Annotated in this window: 16 protein-coding genes; 7 read left to right on the top strand and 9 right to left on the bottom strand. The window is 49.4% G+C overall.

All coding sequences use genetic code 11. From position 1 onward, the window contains the following. Window positions 1-28: 28 nt before the first annotated feature. The 8 genes from rsmG to rpmH form a co-directional block, all read right to left on the bottom strand. Complete coding sequence (gene rsmG / locus FYJ52_RS06505; protein ID WP_154576418.1) at window positions 29-748, bottom strand: 16S rRNA (guanine(527)-N(7))-methyltransferase RsmG; 720 nt, start codon at window positions 746-748, stop codon at window positions 29-31. Next, window positions 741-2,627, bottom strand: coding sequence for a tRNA uridine-5-carboxymethylaminomethyl(34) synthesis enzyme MnmG (mnmG, locus tag FYJ52_RS06500; protein ID WP_154576417.1), 1,887 nt, complete (start codon window positions 2,625-2,627; stop codon window positions 741-743). Before mnmG ends, rsmG begins: the two co-directional genes overlap by 8 nt. A gap of 19 nt (window positions 2,628-2,646) precedes the next feature. Next, window positions 2,647-4,038 carry a tRNA uridine-5-carboxymethylaminomethyl(34) synthesis GTPase MnmE gene (gene mnmE, locus FYJ52_RS06495; RefSeq protein ID WP_154576416.1) on the bottom strand — a complete coding sequence of 464 codons (1,392 nt, stop codon included), beginning with the start codon at window positions 4,036-4,038 and terminating at the stop codon, window positions 2,647-2,649. Window positions 4,039-4,136: 98 nt separating this feature from the next. Further along, window positions 4,137-4,829, bottom strand: coding sequence for an RNA-binding cell elongation regulator Jag/EloR (gene jag / locus FYJ52_RS06490; RefSeq protein WP_154576415.1), 693 nt, complete (start codon window positions 4,827-4,829; stop codon window positions 4,137-4,139). A gap of 13 nt (window positions 4,830-4,842) precedes the next feature. Further along, the gene (gene yidC / locus FYJ52_RS06485; protein WP_154576414.1) at window positions 4,843-5,745 is read right to left on the bottom strand and encodes a membrane protein insertase YidC; all 903 of its coding nucleotides are present in this window, start codon (window positions 5,743-5,745) and stop codon (window positions 4,843-4,845) included. A 50-nt stretch (window positions 5,746-5,795) separates the two neighbouring features. Further along, the gene (gene yidD / locus FYJ52_RS06480) at window positions 5,796-6,038 is read right to left on the bottom strand and encodes a membrane protein insertion efficiency factor YidD (RefSeq protein WP_154576413.1); all 243 of its coding nucleotides are present in this window, start codon (window positions 6,036-6,038) and stop codon (window positions 5,796-5,798) included. Beyond that, window positions 6,035-6,373, bottom strand: coding sequence for a ribonuclease P protein component (gene rnpA / locus FYJ52_RS06475; protein ID WP_328598779.1), 339 nt, complete (start codon window positions 6,371-6,373; stop codon window positions 6,035-6,037). Before rnpA ends, yidD begins: the two co-directional genes overlap by 4 nt. A 58-nt stretch (window positions 6,374-6,431) precedes the next feature. Continuing rightward, a complete protein-coding gene (rpmH, locus tag FYJ52_RS06470) occupies window positions 6,432-6,566 on the bottom strand; it encodes a 50S ribosomal protein L34 (protein ID WP_154576411.1) in 135 nt (44 codons plus the stop codon). A 384-nt stretch (window positions 6,567-6,950) separates the two neighbouring features. Between rpmH and dnaA the strand changes: the two genes are divergently transcribed. From dnaA to rpe, 7 genes are all read left to right on the top strand, one after another. Beyond that, complete coding sequence (gene dnaA / locus FYJ52_RS06465; RefSeq protein WP_328598778.1) at window positions 6,951-8,315, top strand: chromosomal replication initiator protein DnaA; 1,365 nt, start codon at window positions 6,951-6,953, stop codon at window positions 8,313-8,315. A gap of 179 nt (window positions 8,316-8,494) precedes the next feature. Continuing rightward, window positions 8,495-9,604 carry a DNA polymerase III subunit beta gene (gene dnaN, locus FYJ52_RS06460; protein ID WP_154576410.1) on the top strand — a complete coding sequence of 370 codons (1,110 nt, stop codon included), beginning with the start codon at window positions 8,495-8,497 and terminating at the stop codon, window positions 9,602-9,604. A 273-nt stretch (window positions 9,605-9,877) separates the two neighbouring features. Further along, window positions 9,878-10,105, top strand: coding sequence for an RNA-binding S4 domain-containing protein (locus FYJ52_RS06455; RefSeq protein WP_154576409.1), 228 nt, complete (start codon window positions 9,878-9,880; stop codon window positions 10,103-10,105). After that, a complete protein-coding gene (recF, locus tag FYJ52_RS06450) occupies window positions 10,102-11,220 on the top strand; it encodes a DNA replication/repair protein RecF (RefSeq protein WP_154576408.1) in 1,119 nt (372 codons plus the stop codon). Before FYJ52_RS06455 ends, recF begins: the two co-directional genes overlap by 4 nt. A gap of 54 nt (window positions 11,221-11,274) precedes the next feature. After that, the gene (gene gyrB, locus FYJ52_RS06445; RefSeq protein ID WP_205960785.1) at window positions 11,275-13,194 is read left to right on the top strand and encodes a DNA topoisomerase (ATP-hydrolyzing) subunit B; all 1,920 of its coding nucleotides are present in this window, start codon (window positions 11,275-11,277) and stop codon (window positions 13,192-13,194) included. Between the two features lie 21 nt (window positions 13,195-13,215). Continuing rightward, on the top strand, window positions 13,216-15,756 hold the full coding sequence (gene gyrA, locus FYJ52_RS06440; protein WP_154576406.1) for a DNA gyrase subunit A: 2,541 nt from the start codon (window positions 13,216-13,218) through the stop codon (window positions 15,754-15,756). A gap of 21 nt (window positions 15,757-15,777) precedes the next feature. Further along, on the top strand, window positions 15,778-16,428 hold the full coding sequence (rpe, locus tag FYJ52_RS06435; RefSeq protein ID WP_154576405.1) for a ribulose-phosphate 3-epimerase: 651 nt from the start codon (window positions 15,778-15,780) through the stop codon (window positions 16,426-16,428). A gap of 103 nt (window positions 16,429-16,531) precedes the next feature. Here the strand turns inward: rpe and FYJ52_RS06430 are convergent, their stop codons facing one another. Next, window positions 16,532-18,172, bottom strand: a complete 1,641-nt coding sequence (locus tag FYJ52_RS06430) for an ABC1 kinase family protein (protein WP_154576404.1) — start codon at window positions 18,170-18,172, stop codon at window positions 16,532-16,534. Between the last annotated feature and the right edge of the window lie 6 nt (window positions 18,173-18,178).

Genomic DNA, 18,178 nt, shown 5'->3' with positions numbered 1-18,178 from the left:
TTTCACGTGAAACATCGCACTCCGTCAATCAGGCTAAAGGCTTTTTGATAATTCTCCCGTAATTTCTTGGATATTTTTTCGGAGTACTGCCGATTTTGTCACATTGAATTATAACATGAAACGCTGCTTTTTTCAGTATTAAATTCTGTGTGATGCGAATTGACCCCAGTCCCAATCGGCTGAGACCATTCCCCGCTTCCTCAATTTCCGCTTTCGCCTGCTGTCCTTTCCACGCATAAAAAGTTCCGCCGACCTTGAGAAAAGGTGCACAGAGCTCATCGAGCACATTAAACGCCGCCACCGCTCTGGCGCAGACGCCATCGAATTGTTCCCGATATTGATCTTTTTTTCCATAATCCTCAGCGCGGCCGATTAAAAAGCTGACATTTTTCAGACCAATGGCATTCACGATTTCTTCAACGGCTTTCATTTTTTTGCCAGTGCTGTCCAGCAGTGTAAAATGTTTATCCGGGTGGCAAATCGCCAGGGGCACGCCTGGAATGCCACCGCCAGAACCAACATCGAGAATTTCATGCGCTTCTGCCTTGAGGGGACAAGTGACCGCGTCAAGTAAGTGCTTTTCAATAAAATCCCGATCGTCAACGATTCGCGTTAAATTGACGTGGGCATTGGTCTTCTTCATTTCAATCATAAACGCGTAGAGCTGACGAATCTTGTCTTCACTGATGTCGACTGGGGATTCAGAAATGAAGACGTCTTTAAAGTTTTGGTATCCCTGATCAATCATTTTTAAAAAGCTCTCTGTGATTTTCTAGATAAACGTGCAAAACGGCAATGTCAGCAGGATTAACACCGGAAATTCGTGACGCCTGTCCAATAGACATTGGGCGGACCGATTTCAGCTTTTCAATGGCTTCAAGGCGCAGTCCCTGAATGTCAGTGTAATCAATTCCCTCTGGGATGCGTTTTTCTTCCAACTTCTTAAATTGAACCACTTGACGATCCTGCTTTTGGATGTACCCTTCGTACTTCAATTGAATTTCCACTTCTTCTTTAACCTGTTTAGACAATTCTGGCCGTTTCGAATCGATCGGCTTCAGCGATTCGTACGCGATTTCCGGGCGTTTAAGCAATTGCGCCATCGGCATCCCTGAGCTCAGCGGCGTCGTGCCCATTTCTTTTAACACGTCGTTGACTGTATCCGTCGGTGAAACCGTCGTCGTCCTCAACCGTTCCTTTTCTTTTTCAATCGCAGCCTTCTTTTCTAAGAAATGTGTATATCGTTCGTCTGAGATCAGTCCGACCCGACGTCCAATAGGCGTTAATCTTAAATCAGCGTTATCCTGACGAAGCAGCAGACGGTACTCTGCACGGGACGTCATCATCCGATAGGGTTCGTTAGCATCTTCATTGATGATATCATCAATGAGGACGCCGATATAAGCTTGGGATCGGTCGAGAATCATCGGCTCTGCTTTTTCCAAATAGAGCCCTGCGTTGATCCCGGCGACGATTCCTTGTGCGCCGGCCTCTTCGTAACCCGAAGTGCCGTTGATCTGGCCAGCGAAGAACAAACCGTGGATATCCTTGCTCTCCAGTGTTGCCTTAAGGGCTGTTGGATGGATACAATCGTATTCGATGGCGTAGGCTGAGCGCATAAACTGCACGTGCTCCATACCCGGTACCGTGCGGTACAATGCAATCTGCACTTCTTCCGGAAGACACGACGACATCCCCTGCACATAAACTTCGCGGGTATGTAGCCCTTCAGGTTCCATAAACATCTGATGGTGATCTTTGTCAGCAAAACGCATGACCTTTGTCTCAATCGACGGACAATACCGCGGGCCGACGCCGACCACATCTCCTGTCACCAATGGACTGCGCTCTAAATTGTCGCGGATAATTTTGTGAGTCGCTTCATTTGTGTACGTCAGGTAACAATCGATTTGGTCAATATCGATAGCCTCTGTTTCAAAGGAAAAGGGTGTGATTTCGTCGTCTCCTTTTTGTACCTTCATCTTAGAATAATCGAGGGTCTTTTCGTCGACACGCGCCGGCGTCCCCGTCTTAAACCGCTGCAAATCAAATCCAGCTTCGCGAAGACTATCAGATAAAAATTGTGCCGGGAACATCCCGTTGGGACCGCCGTCGTACTGAACCTCTCCCATGAAAATTTTACCGTTAAGATAAGTCCCCGTACACACCACGCAGGTTTCACAGGCGTAAATCGCGCCGGTGCGCACCTGCACCCCTCTGATGTGACGATCTTCGATGATTAATTTTGTCGCTTCCTGCTGCCGCAGTGTCAAATTCGGTGTATTCTCAATCACTTCCTTCATTCGGAATTGATAAGCCTTTTTGTCCGCCTGTGCTCTCAACGAGTGCACAGCTGGGCCTTTACCCGTATTGAGCATTTTGCATTGGATCATCGTCGCGTCGATGTTCTTTCCCATTTCGCCGCCGAGTGCATCAATTTCCCGAACGAGATGGCCTTTGCCGGTTCCGCCGATCGACGGGTTGCACGGCATCATCGCGACGGAATCCAAATTAATGGCCAAAAGTAAAGTCTTGTGGCCTTTGCGCGCGGTCGCCAGAGCTGCTTCGCAGCCGGCGTGACCCGCACCGATGACGATGGTTTCATAACTTTCAGCTTGATATGCCATTTACTTCTCCTTTCATATTTTATTTTCCAAGGCAGAATTGCGCAAAAATCTGATCGATGATATCATCGCCCAAAGACTGACCCGTAATTTTTCGCAAATTATCCAATGCGTCCTTCAAATCGATGGCAATGATATCGACCGACATGCCAATGGTCATGCTTTCGAGGGCATTTTCCAAATTCCGGCGAACTTGCTTGAGCAGTGAAATGTGCCGAACATTGGATACGATCGGATCAGCTTTACGCACAGCCGATTCTGAACCGACCGCCAGCTCCACCATTTTCTGTTTTAAGGCCTGGAGTCCTTCCTCATTCTTAACCGACAGGACAATTTGATTCGTGTCCAAACGATCCTTCATCGTTTCTTGATCGCTTTTATCGATCAGATCGACCTTATTATATATATGTAGAACTTTTTTTCCTGCGAGCAGTGATCGCCATTGTTTATCATCTTCTGACGTTTCACGTGAAACATCTTCGATATAAAGAACCAATTCTGCTTGACTTACCATTTGTTTCGCGCGTTCAACACCCATTTTTTCAATCACATCATCAGTTTCCCGAATGCCGGCAGTATCGATGATATGAAAGGGTACGCCACCGATGTTAATATAATCCTCTATCGTATCCCGAGTCGTCCCGGGAATATTTGTGACCAGCGCCTTGTCTTCACGAAGCAATTTATTCATCAGTGAAGATTTTCCAACATTAGGTTCACCGAGAATAACTGTGTCAATCCCATCACGGACAACCTTTCCAACTTTGGCCGACTGAAGCAATGTATCGATCTCATCCATCATATGGTGAATATCCTGATCCAACTCCTTCTCGGTGACTTCCTCGACGTCGTACTCCGGATAATCTAACGCCGCATCAATATAAGTTAAAAGATGTAATAATTCTTCGTCGATGCCTTGATATTTTTTTGAAAGCCCGCCAGATAACTGATTGAGTGAATAAGAAACACCAGCTTCGGTCTTCGCATCGATCACATCCATAACCGCTTCTGCTTGAGACAAGTCGATCCGTCCATTAACAAAAGCGCGCTGTGTAAATTCACCGGGATCTGCCAAACGGGCTCCTGCATCGATCACGGCCTGAAGCACCATCCCGACGACAACATTTCCGCCGTGACAATTGATTTCAACAATATCCTCCCGGGTATAGGTTTTGGGCGCGCGCATTACGGTGAGCATCACCTCATCGATGATTTTGCCATCCTTTCCAACCACATGCCCGTAATGAACGGTGTGAGACGCAAAAGACGCAGCCGTTTTCCCTGATGGCGAGACAAAAACGCGGTCGGCCACCTTAAGCGCATCAGCGCCTGACATCCGCACGATGCCGATCCCGCCGGTACCCACCGGTGTCGAGATTGCGGCAATGACATCGTCATTTAATACATTGTTCATAATCTTTCCCCTTTATAATAAAAAAAGTGAAAGCAGTTTGGACATGTGCAACCGCACATCCCCATCACGAACTGCTTTCACCAGTTTGTATGGACGTGTTATTCCTGATCGTTTTCTTTCAAATCTATGACGACGTAGCGATAAGGATCTTGTCCTTCGCTGTAGGTGTAAACCCGGCCATCGTCCTGGAGCGTCGCATGAATAATGCGGCGTTCTCCTGGATTCATCGGCTCAAGTGAGAATTTCCGATGACTGCGTGCGACCTTGTTAGCCATTTTATGGGCCAAATTTTCGAGGGTCTGCTGACGCTTTTCACGGTAATGTTCCGTATCGATACTAATACGGATATGGTGATCGGTTTGTTTGTTGACAGCCAGACTGGTTAAATACTGAATCGCGTCGAGGGTTTGTCCTCTTCGGCCAATCAGCAGTCCCATTTTGTCACCGGACAATTCAATCTTTAATACGTCATCTTCAGTTTCGTAAGCTGTGCTGATCTGCACATCCAAATCCATCGCATTGAACATGTCAGACAAAAATGTCGACGCCAGCGCCTGGATCTTTTGAGATTCATCTTCAACATAAGCTTCCGCCTGAACCTCCGGATCAAAGGCTGCATTCAGCGTCACTTCGACGATGGCTTCCTTTTTTCCAAAAATACCGATAAAACCGCTTTCTGGTTCTTGAATCACTTTGATGTCAACCTGTTCTCTTTCCGCCGACAGTGTTTCAAGCGCCTTCTGAATCGCTTCGTCTATCGTTTTTCCTTTTTCAGTTATCGTTTGACTCATTCACTATGCTCCATCAATTCGACTTATCCGGCTTGTGGGTCCTTTCGTCGCTGTGGGGGATCTTCGTCACCACACGACGCTTGGAAGCCGGTTTCGTTTTAGGTCTGTTCATCTTGCTGGATTTCTGGGTCGATCTGCCAAACTGAGCGTTCATCGCCTGCTGGCGGATTTCAGCCGAAGCTTTCAGCTTATCGCGTTTTTCGCGCTTGTCTTTTTCTTCCTGTTCTTTGACGCGGCGTTCCGCTTCTTCGATCGGCACGAGTTTAACCGGTCTGCGCATCACGATAAATTGCTGGATAAAGGTATAAACACTCTGCGCCACCCAGTACAAGCTGACCCCAGCCGGCATTTTAAGTGCAAACCAGCCGATCATCAACGGCATGACAAACATCATGACCTTCTGAGAGGTTGCCGTCGCCGGATCTGCGGTGGAATAATCCATCGTGAACTTCTGTGTCAGGAATGTAACCACCACAACAATAATGGGCAGAATATAAAGTGGGTCAGGTTTGCCCAGATTCGGAATCCAGTAGAAGGATTGATGCAGTGCAGTCAGATTACCGGACGTGAAGACGTACTTCTGAGGATTCTGCAAGGCGCCGAAAAGTCCCCAGATGATCGGCAGCTGAATCAGCAATGGCAGACAGCCTGACATCGGGTTGACCTTATAAAGCTTGTACAGCTTCATGGTCTCCATGTTGAGCTTTTCAGGATTGTTCTTGTATTTTTTCTGAAGTTTTTGAACCTCAGGCGTAATCGCCTGCATTTCCTTCATCGAGTTTGTCTGCTTGATGTTAAGTGGCAGGATAATGGTCTTGACAATAACGGTGAACAAAATAACGGCGTACCCATAATTCCCGATCAATCGGAAAATCTGGTACAAAACCCAGCCAAATCCTTGATATAAAAAATGCATTGAGTAATATTATCTCCCTGGAGTTTTTGATTTTGAATTGGTGCTGACCGTTAAGGCACTGGATCGTATCCTCCCGGATTAAAGGGATGGCATCTCAGAATTCGTTTTATTCCAAGAACCCCGCCTCTAAAAGGCCCGTATTTCACAATGGCTTCGTAGCAATAGGCCGAACAGGTCGGATAAAACCGGCAGTGTCTCGGAAACAGCGGCGAAATAAACCGCTGATATCCCCGGATCAGAATCAAGAAAATCTTCTGAAGCCCACGGCTCAGAAAATTCAATAATCGCTTCATGGTTTTTCCAGCTTTGTTTTGTAAAACAAATGTCTTAATGAACGATCGAGATCACGGTAAGGATCATCTGCGCACCGCTTTTTCGCGACGATGATCAGATCGTACCCCTGCTGAATCTGTTCCAGCTCATTCTGATAAGAAGCTCTGATTCTTCTCTTGACTTTATTGCGGACAACGGCGCGCTTCGACACTTTCTTGCTAACAATAATACCCAGACGATTGGTACTTTTCCGATTTTTTAAATAATAAAATTGAAAATGCCGATTGCCGAATCGCTGCCCGTGATGAAAGACGCGATCGAAATTCTTCGAATTTTTCAGAGAAGTTATTTTCACAACTCTCAACTCCAAATCAAATTATAAAAAAGACCGTCTGTGAAACGGTCAGCAGTGTTTATGCAGATAATTTAGAACGACCCTTTTGTCTTCTTCTTTTTAATACAAGGCGTCCATTCTTGGTGGACATTCTTTTTCTGAATCCATGTTCTTTCTTTCTCTGTCTGTTTTTTGGCTGAAATGTCTGTTTCATTTCATGCTCCTCTCTATTCTCTACATTAAATAAATTGAATACAAAAAGACCAAATTAAAAATTCCCATATTACCTGAAGATTATATTATGAGCGGTCCCGCTCTGTCAAGGGAATTGTTAAAAATTGACGACTCAATGAATTGTGGAAAGCTTGAATGCATAATGGGATTTTGCTATAATGTATGCACATTATCAACAGTTTACACAAATACTTATCCACATTTTACAGCAATTTGTGGATAAATCTGAGGATAAGTGTGGAAAAAGAAGTCTCATTCCAAAAAATCAACAGGATTTCTTGGGGGAAATTTTATCCACAATGTGTTAAAAGCCTACCTCACTGAACGCTTATCCACAAAACTAAACAATATAACGGAGAAAAATGTGGAAGATTCTTTAAACGAAATATGGGAAAAGGCACTCAGTTCTATTGAAGAGGAAATGCCAATCGTCAGTTTTGCCACTTGGTTTGAACCGCTTAAACCTGTGGCTATCCGCGGAAATAATTTTTATCTGTTGGTTCCAAATTCCAACGTCTTTAACAAATCTATTCTGGAAAACCGCCATAAAGCCTTGGTCAGCAACGCCCTATCTTATGCTATGAATAAGAAGAACATTCAGGCCTGTTTTATATTTGATGAAAGCGAAATTGACGAAATGGAAGACGGCGCCGAACCCGACAATCCAAAGGAACCCGAACCCGAAGAAAGGCCGCCAATTCACAACAATTCCGGCATCAATCCCAAATACACCTTTGAACGTTTTGTCATCGGCGAAAACAACCGTTTCGCTCACGCAGCCTGCGTCGCTGTCGCCGAAGCGCCTTCAGAACAATACAACCCGCTCTTTATCTACGGTGGTGTCGGTCTGGGCAAGACACACTTGATGCAGGCCATCGGCAATTACATCATGACCTACACTCCGGAAAAACGCGTGGTCTACGTCTCCTGTGAAACGTTTACCAACGAATTCATCGACGCGATCCAGAACAAGAGCAACACCTCATTTCGAAACCGTTACCGCAATGTCGACATTCTGCTCATCGACGATATCCAATTTTTGTCCGGAAAAGAAGGGACCCAAGAAGAATTTTTTCATACCTTCAACGCATTGCACGACGAAGACAAGCAGATCGTTATCAGCTCAGACCGGCCCCCTCGGGAAATTCCAAAGCTGGCCGAACGTTTGCGCAGCCGATTCGAAATGGGCCTGATCACCGATATTTCCGCGCCAAACTTTGAAACGCGGATGGCGATTTTGAGAAAAAAGGCGGAATCCTACAACGAAGATATCCCCGACGACGTTCTCAGCTTTATCGCCAATAACATTCACTCCAACATTCGTGAACTGGAAGGCGCTCTGACAACGGTCGTCGCCTACTCTAAACTGCACGGCGAAAAAATTTCTCTGGATTTTGCAAAGGAAGCGCTGGCGGATTTATTCGTCTCAAAACAACACGAAATCAATGCCGACTACATTAAGGAAATCACCGCTAAGTATTTCAACACCACAGTCGAAGACATGAACAGCAAAAAACGCACCAAGGCGATTACGACGCCGCGGCAGGTTGCCATGTTCCTCTGCCGGGAAATGACGTCGATGTCACTGCCTGCCATTGGTGAGGCTTTCGGCGGGCGGGATCACTCTACGGTGATTCACGGATGCCAAAAAATTAGCGAAAACATCGAAAAAAACACCGACTTTAAAAATCTGGTGCTTAGGATTCAAAGCGAAATTAAAGGCGAGTAATCCCCAGGTTATATACAGTTTTCCACAGCCTGTACACATGTGGATACACACATTATTTTGTCATCAAATCCCGCTATTTCGGGAAATCATTAATTATCCACAGCTTGCACAGGTTCTATCATTATTATTACTAAAATAAATTAATATTTATACATTGCAACCCAAACAAGGAGCACACTATGAAATTCGATTGTTCTAAAGCCGATCTCGTTCACGCCCTGTCCATCGTATCCAGAGGCGTTGCCCGAAAAACCACTATGCCCATTCTCGAAGGGATTCTCATGGAAGCCACAGACCAAAAAATTATCCTGACGTCTACGAATTTGGAGATCAGTGTTAAAACGACACTCCCCGCCCATATTGAACAGGACGGTGCCATCATCATGCAGTCCAATTTCCTTTCAGATTTAGTTCGCAGACTTTCTGGAGAGGATATTTACTTTGAAAGTACCGGCAAAGATACATTAAAAATGACGTGTCAACTTTCAAATTATACGATTAAGGGAATGTCGCCGGAAGATTTTCCGGCTTTTCCAGAAATCATCGACGATTTTACCTTTTCAATTCAGGCGGAAACCCTCTACGATTTAATAAGAGGGACGCTTTACTCCGTCGCGACGAAAGAAAATATTCCGGTCCTCACGGGATTGAAGCTCGAATTGGAAGACGACCAAATCACGGTCGTGGCCCTCGACGGCTACCGGCTGGCGCTGCGCCGCGGCAAACTCTCTAAGGCGATCAATCAGCCGGTATCGGTCATTGTCCCGGGCAAGAGCATGACGGAGCTGGAAAAAATGCTTTCCGGGGTTGACGACGAAATCCAGGTGAACCTCTCAAAGTCTCAGATCTTTTTCACCATCGGCGATACACAGTTCACTTCCCGCCTGCTTGAAGGCGAATTCATTAATTACCAGCATATCATTCCCAAGGAAACCAATACGGAAATTACGCTGAGCCGAAAGGAATTGTTCGACAGTACAGAGCGCGCCGCGCTGCTCGCCCGGGAAGGTAAAAATAATCTGATTAAACTCGACATCGGTATCGACGAGCTGACCTTGACTTCCAACGCGGATATCGGTGAAGTGCACGAAGTCATTCCGATTCATAAAACCGGCGACGACTTGCGCATTGCCTTTAATTCGAAGTTTATCATCGACGCTCTGCGCGCCATTTCTGATGACGACATTACCATTCGCCTGACCAATCCGGTGGGGCCGGCATTGATCGTCGGGGACGACGAAAGCTTTCTCACGCTGATTCTTCCGGTCCGCGTGTCTGACGATATGTGATAATGAGTAAAGCGGAGAAGTCAGAGCTTGTATATAGAAGCTTTCAATTAAATTGGAATCCTAAATATTGACTGAAAAAACCTGAGAGAATTTGCGTGAAAGCCTTTGAAAGCGCGTGCAAATTCTCTTTTTATTTGATATAATAGGGCCCAGCCCTTTTTATTATGATTTAAGAGCGAAAAAAGCATTTTTCAGCCCAGTAAATTATTTTTTTAAGAAAAAAAGGGTGTAAGCTAAAAATGACGAAATTAAGGATAAAAAAAGAAGATTACGATGAAAACCATTCAGATTTATTCTAAGTTCATTAAACTGGACCAGCTGTTGAAGTTCGCCGGCATTGCCGAGAGCGGTTCTGTGGCGAAAGCGATGATTTTGGACGAAATGGTCACGGTCAACGGCGAGGTCGTCACAGCCCGGGGGAAGAAAATTGTCCCGGGGGATCAAATCCAAGTGGAAGGACTCGGCGAGGCTCTTGAGGTCAAGGCCGACGACGCGCCATGATCGTCGAGCGGCTGACGCTTCGCCATTTTCGCAACTATCAGGACGAGACCTTTGAGCTGTCGCCGCGCATCAACGTCATCACCGGGGCCAACGCCCAGGGAAAGACGAATATGCTCGAGGGTCTGTTTTTACTTTCCCGCGGCTATTCCCACCGGACTAACCGGACCGCCGATTTGATGATGCAGGGCGATCCTCGTTTCGACGGCTTTGCGGTCGAGGCGGAGACGGTGTCCAAAGGCAGTCATCATCGGCTCGCCCTTCAAGTGAAAGATGGGCACAAAGCGTGGGTCGTGGACGGGCATTCAGGCCGCCGTCAGAAAGATGCGCACAGGCTTCTGCACACCATTTTGTTTGAACCCGACGATTTGCGCATCGTGAAGGCCGGTCCGGCGCGGCGCCGACAATTCATCGATGAAGAAATCAGCGGCTATCTGCCCGGCTATCTGCCGGTTCTCAAAAATTACAAGAAAGCACTGTCTCAGCGCAATGCCCTACTCAAGGAGATCAGGCGTTCGCCGTCGATGGCGGTGCTTTTAGAGGGATGGGATGCGCAGCTCGTCGAAAACGGCGCCAAAGTCGTGATTTACCGCCTGGCCTATCTCAAACGCCTCAACGAGACGGCTCGGGCGCTCCACACTTCCCTGTCCGACAACAAAGAGAAGCTGAGCCTGAGCTATTCGAGCAATTTGATTGCTGAAGCGGCTGCAGATCAGGATGCGATTCAAAAACGGTTCGCCGAAAAACTAAAAGCCGGCCGGGATGAGGATATTGCGAAGGGTTCGACGGTCTGCGGCCCCCACGTCGACGATTTGTTAATTGACATCAACGGAATGGAAGCGCGCAAGTTCGCCTCTCAAGGGCAGCAGCGCACCGCGGCGATCGCCCTGAAGCTTTCACAAATTGACATCTACAAAAAGATGACCGGCGAGCGCCCCGTCGTGCTCCTCGACGATATATTGTCGGAGCTGGACGACAGGCGCCAGGAAAAAATACTCGATATCCTTGGCCAGACCCAGGCGCTGATCACCTGCACAGACAGCCGGTTTGCAGATCGGTATCCGGACGAAATGAAGCGCATTGTGACGGTGCAGAATGGCCATCAAATCTCAAGATAACGCAGCAGCTGATCGTGAGCATCACGATTTATGATTAAGATTACAGGAGGGACTATGTCTGAAACGACAACGACAACACATGAATACGGCGCGGACCAGATCCAGGTATTGGAAGGACTGGAAGCCGTTAAAAGACGGCCGGGGATGTACATTGGCAGCACCGGCAAACAAGGGCTTCACCACCTGGTTTACGAAGTCGTCGACAATTCGATCGACGAAGCTCTGGCAGGTTATTGCGATAAAATCGTCGTCACCATCGGCGACGGCGACATCATTACCGTCACCGACGACGGCCGCGGCATCCCGACAGGCATCAACCACAAGGAAGGCAAAACTGGCGTTGAATTGGCTCTGACGGTGCTGCACGCCGGCGGCAAATTTGGCGGCGGGGGCTACAAAGTTTCAGGTGGTCTTCACGGCGTCGGCGTCTCGGTAGTCAACGCTTTGTCCGAATGGCTGACCGTCGAAGTTAAACAGAACAAGAACATTTACCGCCAAACCTTTGAACACGGCAACAAGACCTCGGAGCTTGAAATCATCGGCAATACCAACCGCACCGGTACCAAAATCAGTTTCAAACCCGACGCCGACATCTTTGACGAAACCGTGTACGACTACGATGTTCTCGAACACCGTCTGCGCGAGCTGGCCTTCCTCAATAAAGGGGTTTCCATCACCTTGACCGACGAACGTTCAGGCCAGGAACAGAGCCACGAATACCACTACGAAGGTGGGATCAAGTCCTATATCGAGTACATGAACCGCAACAAGGAAGTGCTCTACGACAAAATCACCTATTACGAAAAATCGATGGAAAATTACGAAGTTGAAATCGCCTTCCAATACACCCGCGGCTATCAGGAAAACATCTACGCTTACGCTAACAATATCTTTACCCCTGAAGGCGGCACGCACTTAAACGGCTTCAAAAGCGCGCTGACCCGGACCATCAACAACTACGCCCGGAAGGCCAATTTCCTGAAGCAGAACGACAAGAATCTCTCCGGCGACGACATCCGCGAAGGATTGACCGCGATCGTCAGTGTCAAGCTCCTTGAACCGCAGTTTGAAGGTCAGACCAAGACCAAACTGGGGAATCCAGAAGTCAAGGGCATTGTCGAAACCATTGTCAGCAGCGAACTTGACGCTTTCCTCGAAGAAAATCCGAAAATCGCGGAAGCCATCGTTCAAAAAAACATCTCGGCGTCCCACGCGAGGATGGCGGCCAAACGCGCCCGGGAAATGACCCGGCGCAAGAGTGCCCTCGAAAGCACGTCCCTGCCGGGCAAGCTGGCGGACTGCCGCGAAAAGGATCCGTCGAAATCTGAGATCTTTCTCGTCGAAGGGGACTCCGCCGGCGGTTCGGCAAAGGTTGGCCGCAACTCTGAAATTCAAGCGATTCTCCCCCTGCGCGGCAAAATCCTCAATGTCGAAAAGGCCCGCCTTGACCGCATGCTCAACTCGGACACGATCCGCGGCATGATTACCGCCTTCGGAACGGGAATCGGCGAAGATTTCGACATTAATAAAGCGCGCTATCACAAAATCGTCATCATGACTGATGCCGACGTCGACGGCGCCCACATCAGAACACTGCTGCTCACCTTCTTCTACCGCTACATGCGCGGGCTCATCGAAAACGGCTACGTTTACATCGCGCAGCCGCCGCTGTACAAGATCAGCTGGGGCAAACACATCGAATACGCCTACGACGACGCCGATCTCGAACGCCGTCTCGCCGGGCGCGACCGCAGCCGTGTCGCCCTGCAGCGATACAAAGGGCTTGGTGAAATGGATGCGGAACAGCTTTGGGAAACGACAATGAATCCTGAAACGCGCACCATGCTGCGGGTTGGCATTGAAGACGCGACCTACGCGGATGAAATCTTCACGATGCTGATGGGCGATAAAGTCCAGCCGCGGAAGGAATTCATCGAACGCAACGCGAAGAAAGTCAAGAATCTGGATATTTAAGCAAGGATAGAAAGATAGAGTATGGACAATAACGAAAATAATCAAATGACATCAGTGGCGAAGGATCTGCGCGACGTCAAGATCGAAGACGAAATGAAGAACTGCTACATTGATTACGCGATGAGCGTTATCATTGGGCGAGCCCTTCCTGACGTCAGAGACGGCCTCAAGCCGGTGCATCGCCGTATCCTTTACGCGATGTACCAAATGGGCATGACGCCGGATAAGCCGTTTAGAAAGTCGGCGCGTATCGTTGGGGAAGTTTTAGGGAAATATCATCCACACGGCGATTCCTCAGTCTACGATGCAATGGTCCGAATGGCGCAGGATTTTTCGACCCGTTATCTGACCGTCAACGGTCAGGGGAACTTCGGCTCCATTGACGGCGACGGCGCCGCTGCCATGCGTTACACCGAAGCGAAGATGAGCAAAGTCGGCGTCGAAATGCTCCGAGATATCAATAAAGAAACGGTCGACTTTATCGACAACTTTGATGGCTCCGAAAAAGAACCGTCGGTGTTGCCGGCCCGTTTCCCCCACCTTTTGGCCAATGGCTCCCAGGGGATTGCCGTCGGGATGGCCACCAACATTCCGCCGCACAACCTCGGCGAAATCTGCGACGGGACCATCGCTTACATTGACAATCCGGAAATTTCGGTCAACGAATTGATGCAGACCATTAAAGGGCCGGACTTTCCGACTGCCGGGGTTATTCTCGGAAAATCCGGTATCCGCGACGCCTACGCGACAGGCCGCGGCCGCATCAAAGTCCGCTCCAAGGTCGAGATTCAGCAGACCAAGCGCGGCAAGCAGCAGATCATCGTCTCCGAATTACCATATATGGTTAACAAGGCGAAGCTGATTCAGAAAATTGCGGAACTGGTCAAGGACAAGGTTGTCGAAGGCATTACCGATATCCGCGACGAAACTGACTTAAAGCACGGGATCCGAATCGTGATCGATTTGAAGCGGGACACCAATGCGACGATCATCCTTAACCAGCTGTACAAACACACTCAGCTTCAGGACACCTACGGCGTGATCATGCTGGCCCTGGTCGACGGCCAGCCGAAGGTGTTGAATCTGAAACAGATTCTCTATTATTACGTCGAACATCAAAAAGAAGTGGTGGTCCGCCGGACGAAATTCGATTTGAAGAAGGCCGAAGCGCGGGCCCATATTTTGGAAGGCTACCGCATCGCCCTCGATAATATTGACGCCGTCATTAAAATTATCCGAGAATCTCACGATGCGAAAATTGCGAAGGCGCGTTTGATGGACAATTTTACGCTGACTGATATTCAAGCGCAGGCCATTCTGGACATGCGTCTGCAGCGCCTGACCGGTCTCGAACGTGAAAAGATTGAGGAAGAATACGCAGCCTTGGTGAAGAAAATTGCCGAATACCGTGCGATTCTCGCTGACGAAAATCTGGTCCTCGGCATCATCAAAGATCAGCTGGTTGAACTCAAGGAAAAATACGGCGATCCGCGTCGGACGTCCTTCGATATCGACGTCGACGATTTCAACATGGAAGATTTGATCAAAGAAGAAGAAGTCGTGGTCACGATGACCCATATCGGCTACGTCAAGCGGATTCCGGCTGACACCTACCGCTCACAGCGGCGCGGCGGCAAGGGGATCTCGGCCTTATCGACCCGAGAAAACGACTTTATCGAGCACATTTTCACCTGCTCGTCCCACGACGATTTACTCTTCTTTACGAACAAAGGCAAGTATTATAATTTAAAGGCTTACGAGATTCCGGAAGCCGGCCGAACCGCCAGAGGAACGGCCATTGTCAATATTCTGGATTTAGACAGCGATGAAAACATCACGACGATGATTCAGATCAAGGATTTCGAAGAAGCGAACAAGTATTTGACGATGGCGACGAAGATGGGGCTAATCAAAAAGACGCCGCTGTCAGATTACTCGTCGAGCCGGAAGAACGGGATCAACGGTATCAAACTCAAGGACGGCGACGAGCTGATCAACGTGCGTATCGCCGACGACAGCCAAGATATTGTGATGGGCACCCACGACGGTTACGCGATTCGATTCCACGTCGCAGATGTTCGACCGACCGGGCGCACGTCGATGGGCGTCCGCGGGATCTCGCTGCGGCCTGACGATTACGTCGTCGGGATGGACATTCTCTCCGAGGACTGCAAGGTGCTCTGTGTCGCTGAAAAGGGCTACGGCAAACGCACCTCCGGCGATGAATACCGCATTCAGAACCGCGGCGGCAAGGGCGTGCAGACTTACAAGTGCTCGAAAAAAACGGGCAAACTCGTCGGCTTTAACGTCATTGAAGACGGCGGGGAAATCATGATGATCAACAACGAAGGCATCGTGATCAAGCTCAAGACCGACGACATTACTCAAATTGGCCGCTCGACCCAGGGCACGCGCCTGATGCGCCTGAAAGGTGACGAACGCATTGCGACCATCTGCAAGGTGCAGAATGAAGAGCCCGACGACGAATCTGCCGACGGCGATACACAATCGAACGCGACGGCCGAACAGGTCAACATGTTGTCGGACGATGAAAATCAATAAACAATAAAAGGAAAATGAACCATGAAAACACTTATTTCCATTTCGATGCTCAGCGCGGATTTCACCCGATTGGGTGATCATTTAAAAGAAGCGGAAGCAGCCGGCACTGACTGGCTGCACGTGGACATCATGGACGGCCACTTTGTGCCGAATATCACCATGGGGCCGGATCAAGTGGCGCAGATCAGACAATCGGTCGATCTGCCTTTTGATGTGCATCTGATGATCACGCACCCTCTCGCCTATATCGAACGTTTCGCAAAGGCCGGCGCCGACACCATTACAGTTCACGTCGAAGCGGACGACGATACCGACGCCTGCCTCGATTTAATCGAAAATCTCGGCTGTCATCCAGCGGTGGTCATTTCTCCGGAAACGCCGGTCGACGCGGTGAAACCTTACCTCGATCGGGTCGATATGGTGCTGGTCATGGGCGTGCATCCAGGATTTGGTGGCCAGTCCTACATTCCGGAAACCACAGAACGGCTCAAGGCCATTCGCGCCATGATCGACGCCTCTGGGCGGGACATCCGCCTGGAAGTCGACGGCGGGGTCAATTTCGATACCTTGCCCGAAATTCTCGAGGCCGGCGCCGATACCATCGTCTCGGGCTCCTGCCTGTTTAAAGGCGATATTCAGTCCAATATCGACAAGTTTAAACAATTATTTTAAGTTCAATTTTTAATCAACGGTCTGCTTCGGCAGGCCGTTTTTTAGATGCACAGAACGTAAAAAACCCGATGCTGGTGCATCGGGTTGAATTGCAGAAAACGGGTTATAATTTTTCTTTGGGAAAGAAAAAGGGGCGGCGTTTTTTCTTTGTTCGCCAGCTGCGGTACACGCTGTAGAGGGTGCCGCCGCCGAGGACCAACGCGCCGAGGTAGCCGAAGAAAGCCAGTGCCGGGATGCCGAGAATTTTCGGCGTCATGTCGGTGATGGCGAGAAAGCTCGACGAGAGCAGCAGCGCGCCGGTGATGACCGCCAGCACGAGCCGATTGACCATTTTGCCGAGCTGCTTGATCGGCGCCTCGCTGCCCACCAGTTCCAAATTGATTTTGGACTGCCCCTTCAGCGCGGCCTTCGATAGATTATTTAAATTTTCCGGCAGCTCCAGTGTGTGGGTGCCGGCGCTGAGCAGACTGCGGCTCAGTTTTTTCGCTGTCGTCTTGAGATCGAGTTCTTTAAGGGTCGGCTCGAGAATGTGCTGCTGCATGACGCTGACGATGCTCGCGTTCGGGTCCAACCTGGCCACGACGCTTTCAATGGTCATTACACCGCGCACCAGCATCGTGATCCCCTGGGGCATTTGAATGTGGTTTTCATTGCAGATGTGGAGCAGATCCTGCAGAAATTCTGACAAGCTCATTTCGCCGATATTGACACTGCCGTATTCATCCATCAGATCAGAGAGGTCGGCGTAAAGACGGGTGTGGTCGATTTTGTCGGTATGGTCGCCTAAGTTGAGGACGACAGTTTTGATTGCGCTGATGTCCTGAGCGGCGACGGCTGAAATGGCCTCGCGGAACAGCTCGCAGTCCCGCCGGCTCAAGGTGCCCATCATGCCGAGATCGATCCATCCGATTTTGCCGTCGTGAATGCGGATATTGCCCGGATGGGGGTCGGCCTGGAAAAAGGCGTCGTCGACGATTTGCTTGATGTAGTTTTCGACGAGTTTGACCGCGATTTCCTCGAGGTCGTAGCCTTGTGCGACGAGATGGTCGGTGTCGTCGATGTCGATGCCGCCCATGTAAGACATCATCAGCACGTTGGACGTGGTGTAGTGTTTAAAAATGGTCGGACAGTCGACGTAAAGGATGTCGGAATTGTTGTGGGCGAAGATTTCGGCGTTGTGCCCTTCGTTCATGAAATCCATCTCCTGACGGGCGGTCGCTGCCACCTCCGAGAGCACCATTTTAAAATCGATGACGTCGCCGGTGACACCGGTGCGCTGAAGCAGGGACGTCAGCTGGCTCAAAATCGACAAATCGATTTTCATGGTTTCGTCGATGCCCGGGCGCTGCACTTTGACCACGACCGGAGTGCCGTCTAAGAGCACGGCGCGGTGCACCTGCGCGATGGATGCAGAGCCCAGCGGTTCGTGATCGATGCGGGTGAAAATGCGCCTCAGCGGCTGATGATAAGCCGATTCCAGCACTTCAGCGATGGTCTGGAAAGGCAGCGGCGCCACATCGGTCCGCAGTTTCGCCAGCGCCTGGCAGTAAGCTTCGGGAAGCACGTCTTGGCGCATCGATAAAATCTGGCCGACCTTAACAAAAACCGGGCCAAGTTCTTCGACAATGGCCCGGAATTTTTCGGGGGTAATCCCCTCTCTGATGTTGTGTTTAGATAAAATGCCGAGGATCTCCCGCACGCGTCTGCGGCGGTAGCCCCTCGGCAGTTTTTTGGAGTCGCTCATCGCTGT

Origin of the sequence: Pseudoramibacter porci (genome assembly GCF_009696145.1) — a bacterium.
Taxonomy (GTDB): Bacteria; Bacillota; Clostridia; order Eubacteriales; family Eubacteriaceae; genus Pseudoramibacter; species Pseudoramibacter porci.
Note: the sequence above shows the minus strand (reverse complement) of the source record. Positions and strands in the feature narration are given on the sequence as shown.

Excerpts from the sequence above, each read along its gene's own strand:
- rsmG (WP_154576418.1), bottom strand. The coding sequence starts at position 748 with ATGATTGATCAGGGATACCAAAACTTTAAAGACGTCTTCATTTCTGAA.
- mnmG (WP_154576417.1), bottom strand. The coding sequence starts at position 2,627 with ATGGCATATCAAGCTGAAAGTTATGAAACCATCGTCATCGGTGCGGGT.
- mnmE (WP_154576416.1), bottom strand. The coding sequence starts at position 4,038 with ATGAACAATGTATTAAATGACGATGTCATTGCCGCAATCTCGACACCG.
- jag (WP_154576415.1), bottom strand. The coding sequence starts at position 4,829 with ATGAGTCAAACGATAACTGAAAAAGGAAAAACGATAGACGAAGCGATT.
- yidC (WP_154576414.1), bottom strand. The coding sequence starts at position 5,745 with ATGCATTTTTTATATCAAGGATTTGGCTGGGTTTTGTACCAGATTTTC.
- yidD (WP_154576413.1), bottom strand. The coding sequence starts at position 6,038 with ATGAAGCGATTATTGAATTTTCTGAGCCGTGGGCTTCAGAAGATTTTC.
- rpmH (WP_154576411.1), bottom strand. The coding sequence starts at position 6,566 with ATGAAACAGACATTTCAGCCAAAAAACAGACAGAGAAAGAAAGAACAT.
- dnaN (WP_154576410.1), top strand. The coding sequence starts at position 8,495 with ATGAAATTCGATTGTTCTAAAGCCGATCTCGTTCACGCCCTGTCCATC.
- FYJ52_RS06455 (WP_154576409.1), top strand. The coding sequence starts at position 9,878 with ATGAAAACCATTCAGATTTATTCTAAGTTCATTAAACTGGACCAGCTG.
- recF (WP_154576408.1), top strand. The coding sequence starts at position 10,102 with ATGATCGTCGAGCGGCTGACGCTTCGCCATTTTCGCAACTATCAGGAC.
- gyrB (WP_205960785.1), top strand. The coding sequence starts at position 11,275 with ATGTCTGAAACGACAACGACAACACATGAATACGGCGCGGACCAGATC.
- gyrA (WP_154576406.1), top strand. The coding sequence starts at position 13,216 with ATGGACAATAACGAAAATAATCAAATGACATCAGTGGCGAAGGATCTG.
- rpe (WP_154576405.1), top strand. The coding sequence starts at position 15,778 with ATGAAAACACTTATTTCCATTTCGATGCTCAGCGCGGATTTCACCCGA.
- FYJ52_RS06430 (WP_154576404.1), bottom strand. The coding sequence starts at position 18,172 with ATGAGCGACTCCAAAAAACTGCCGAGGGGCTACCGCCGCAGACGCGTG.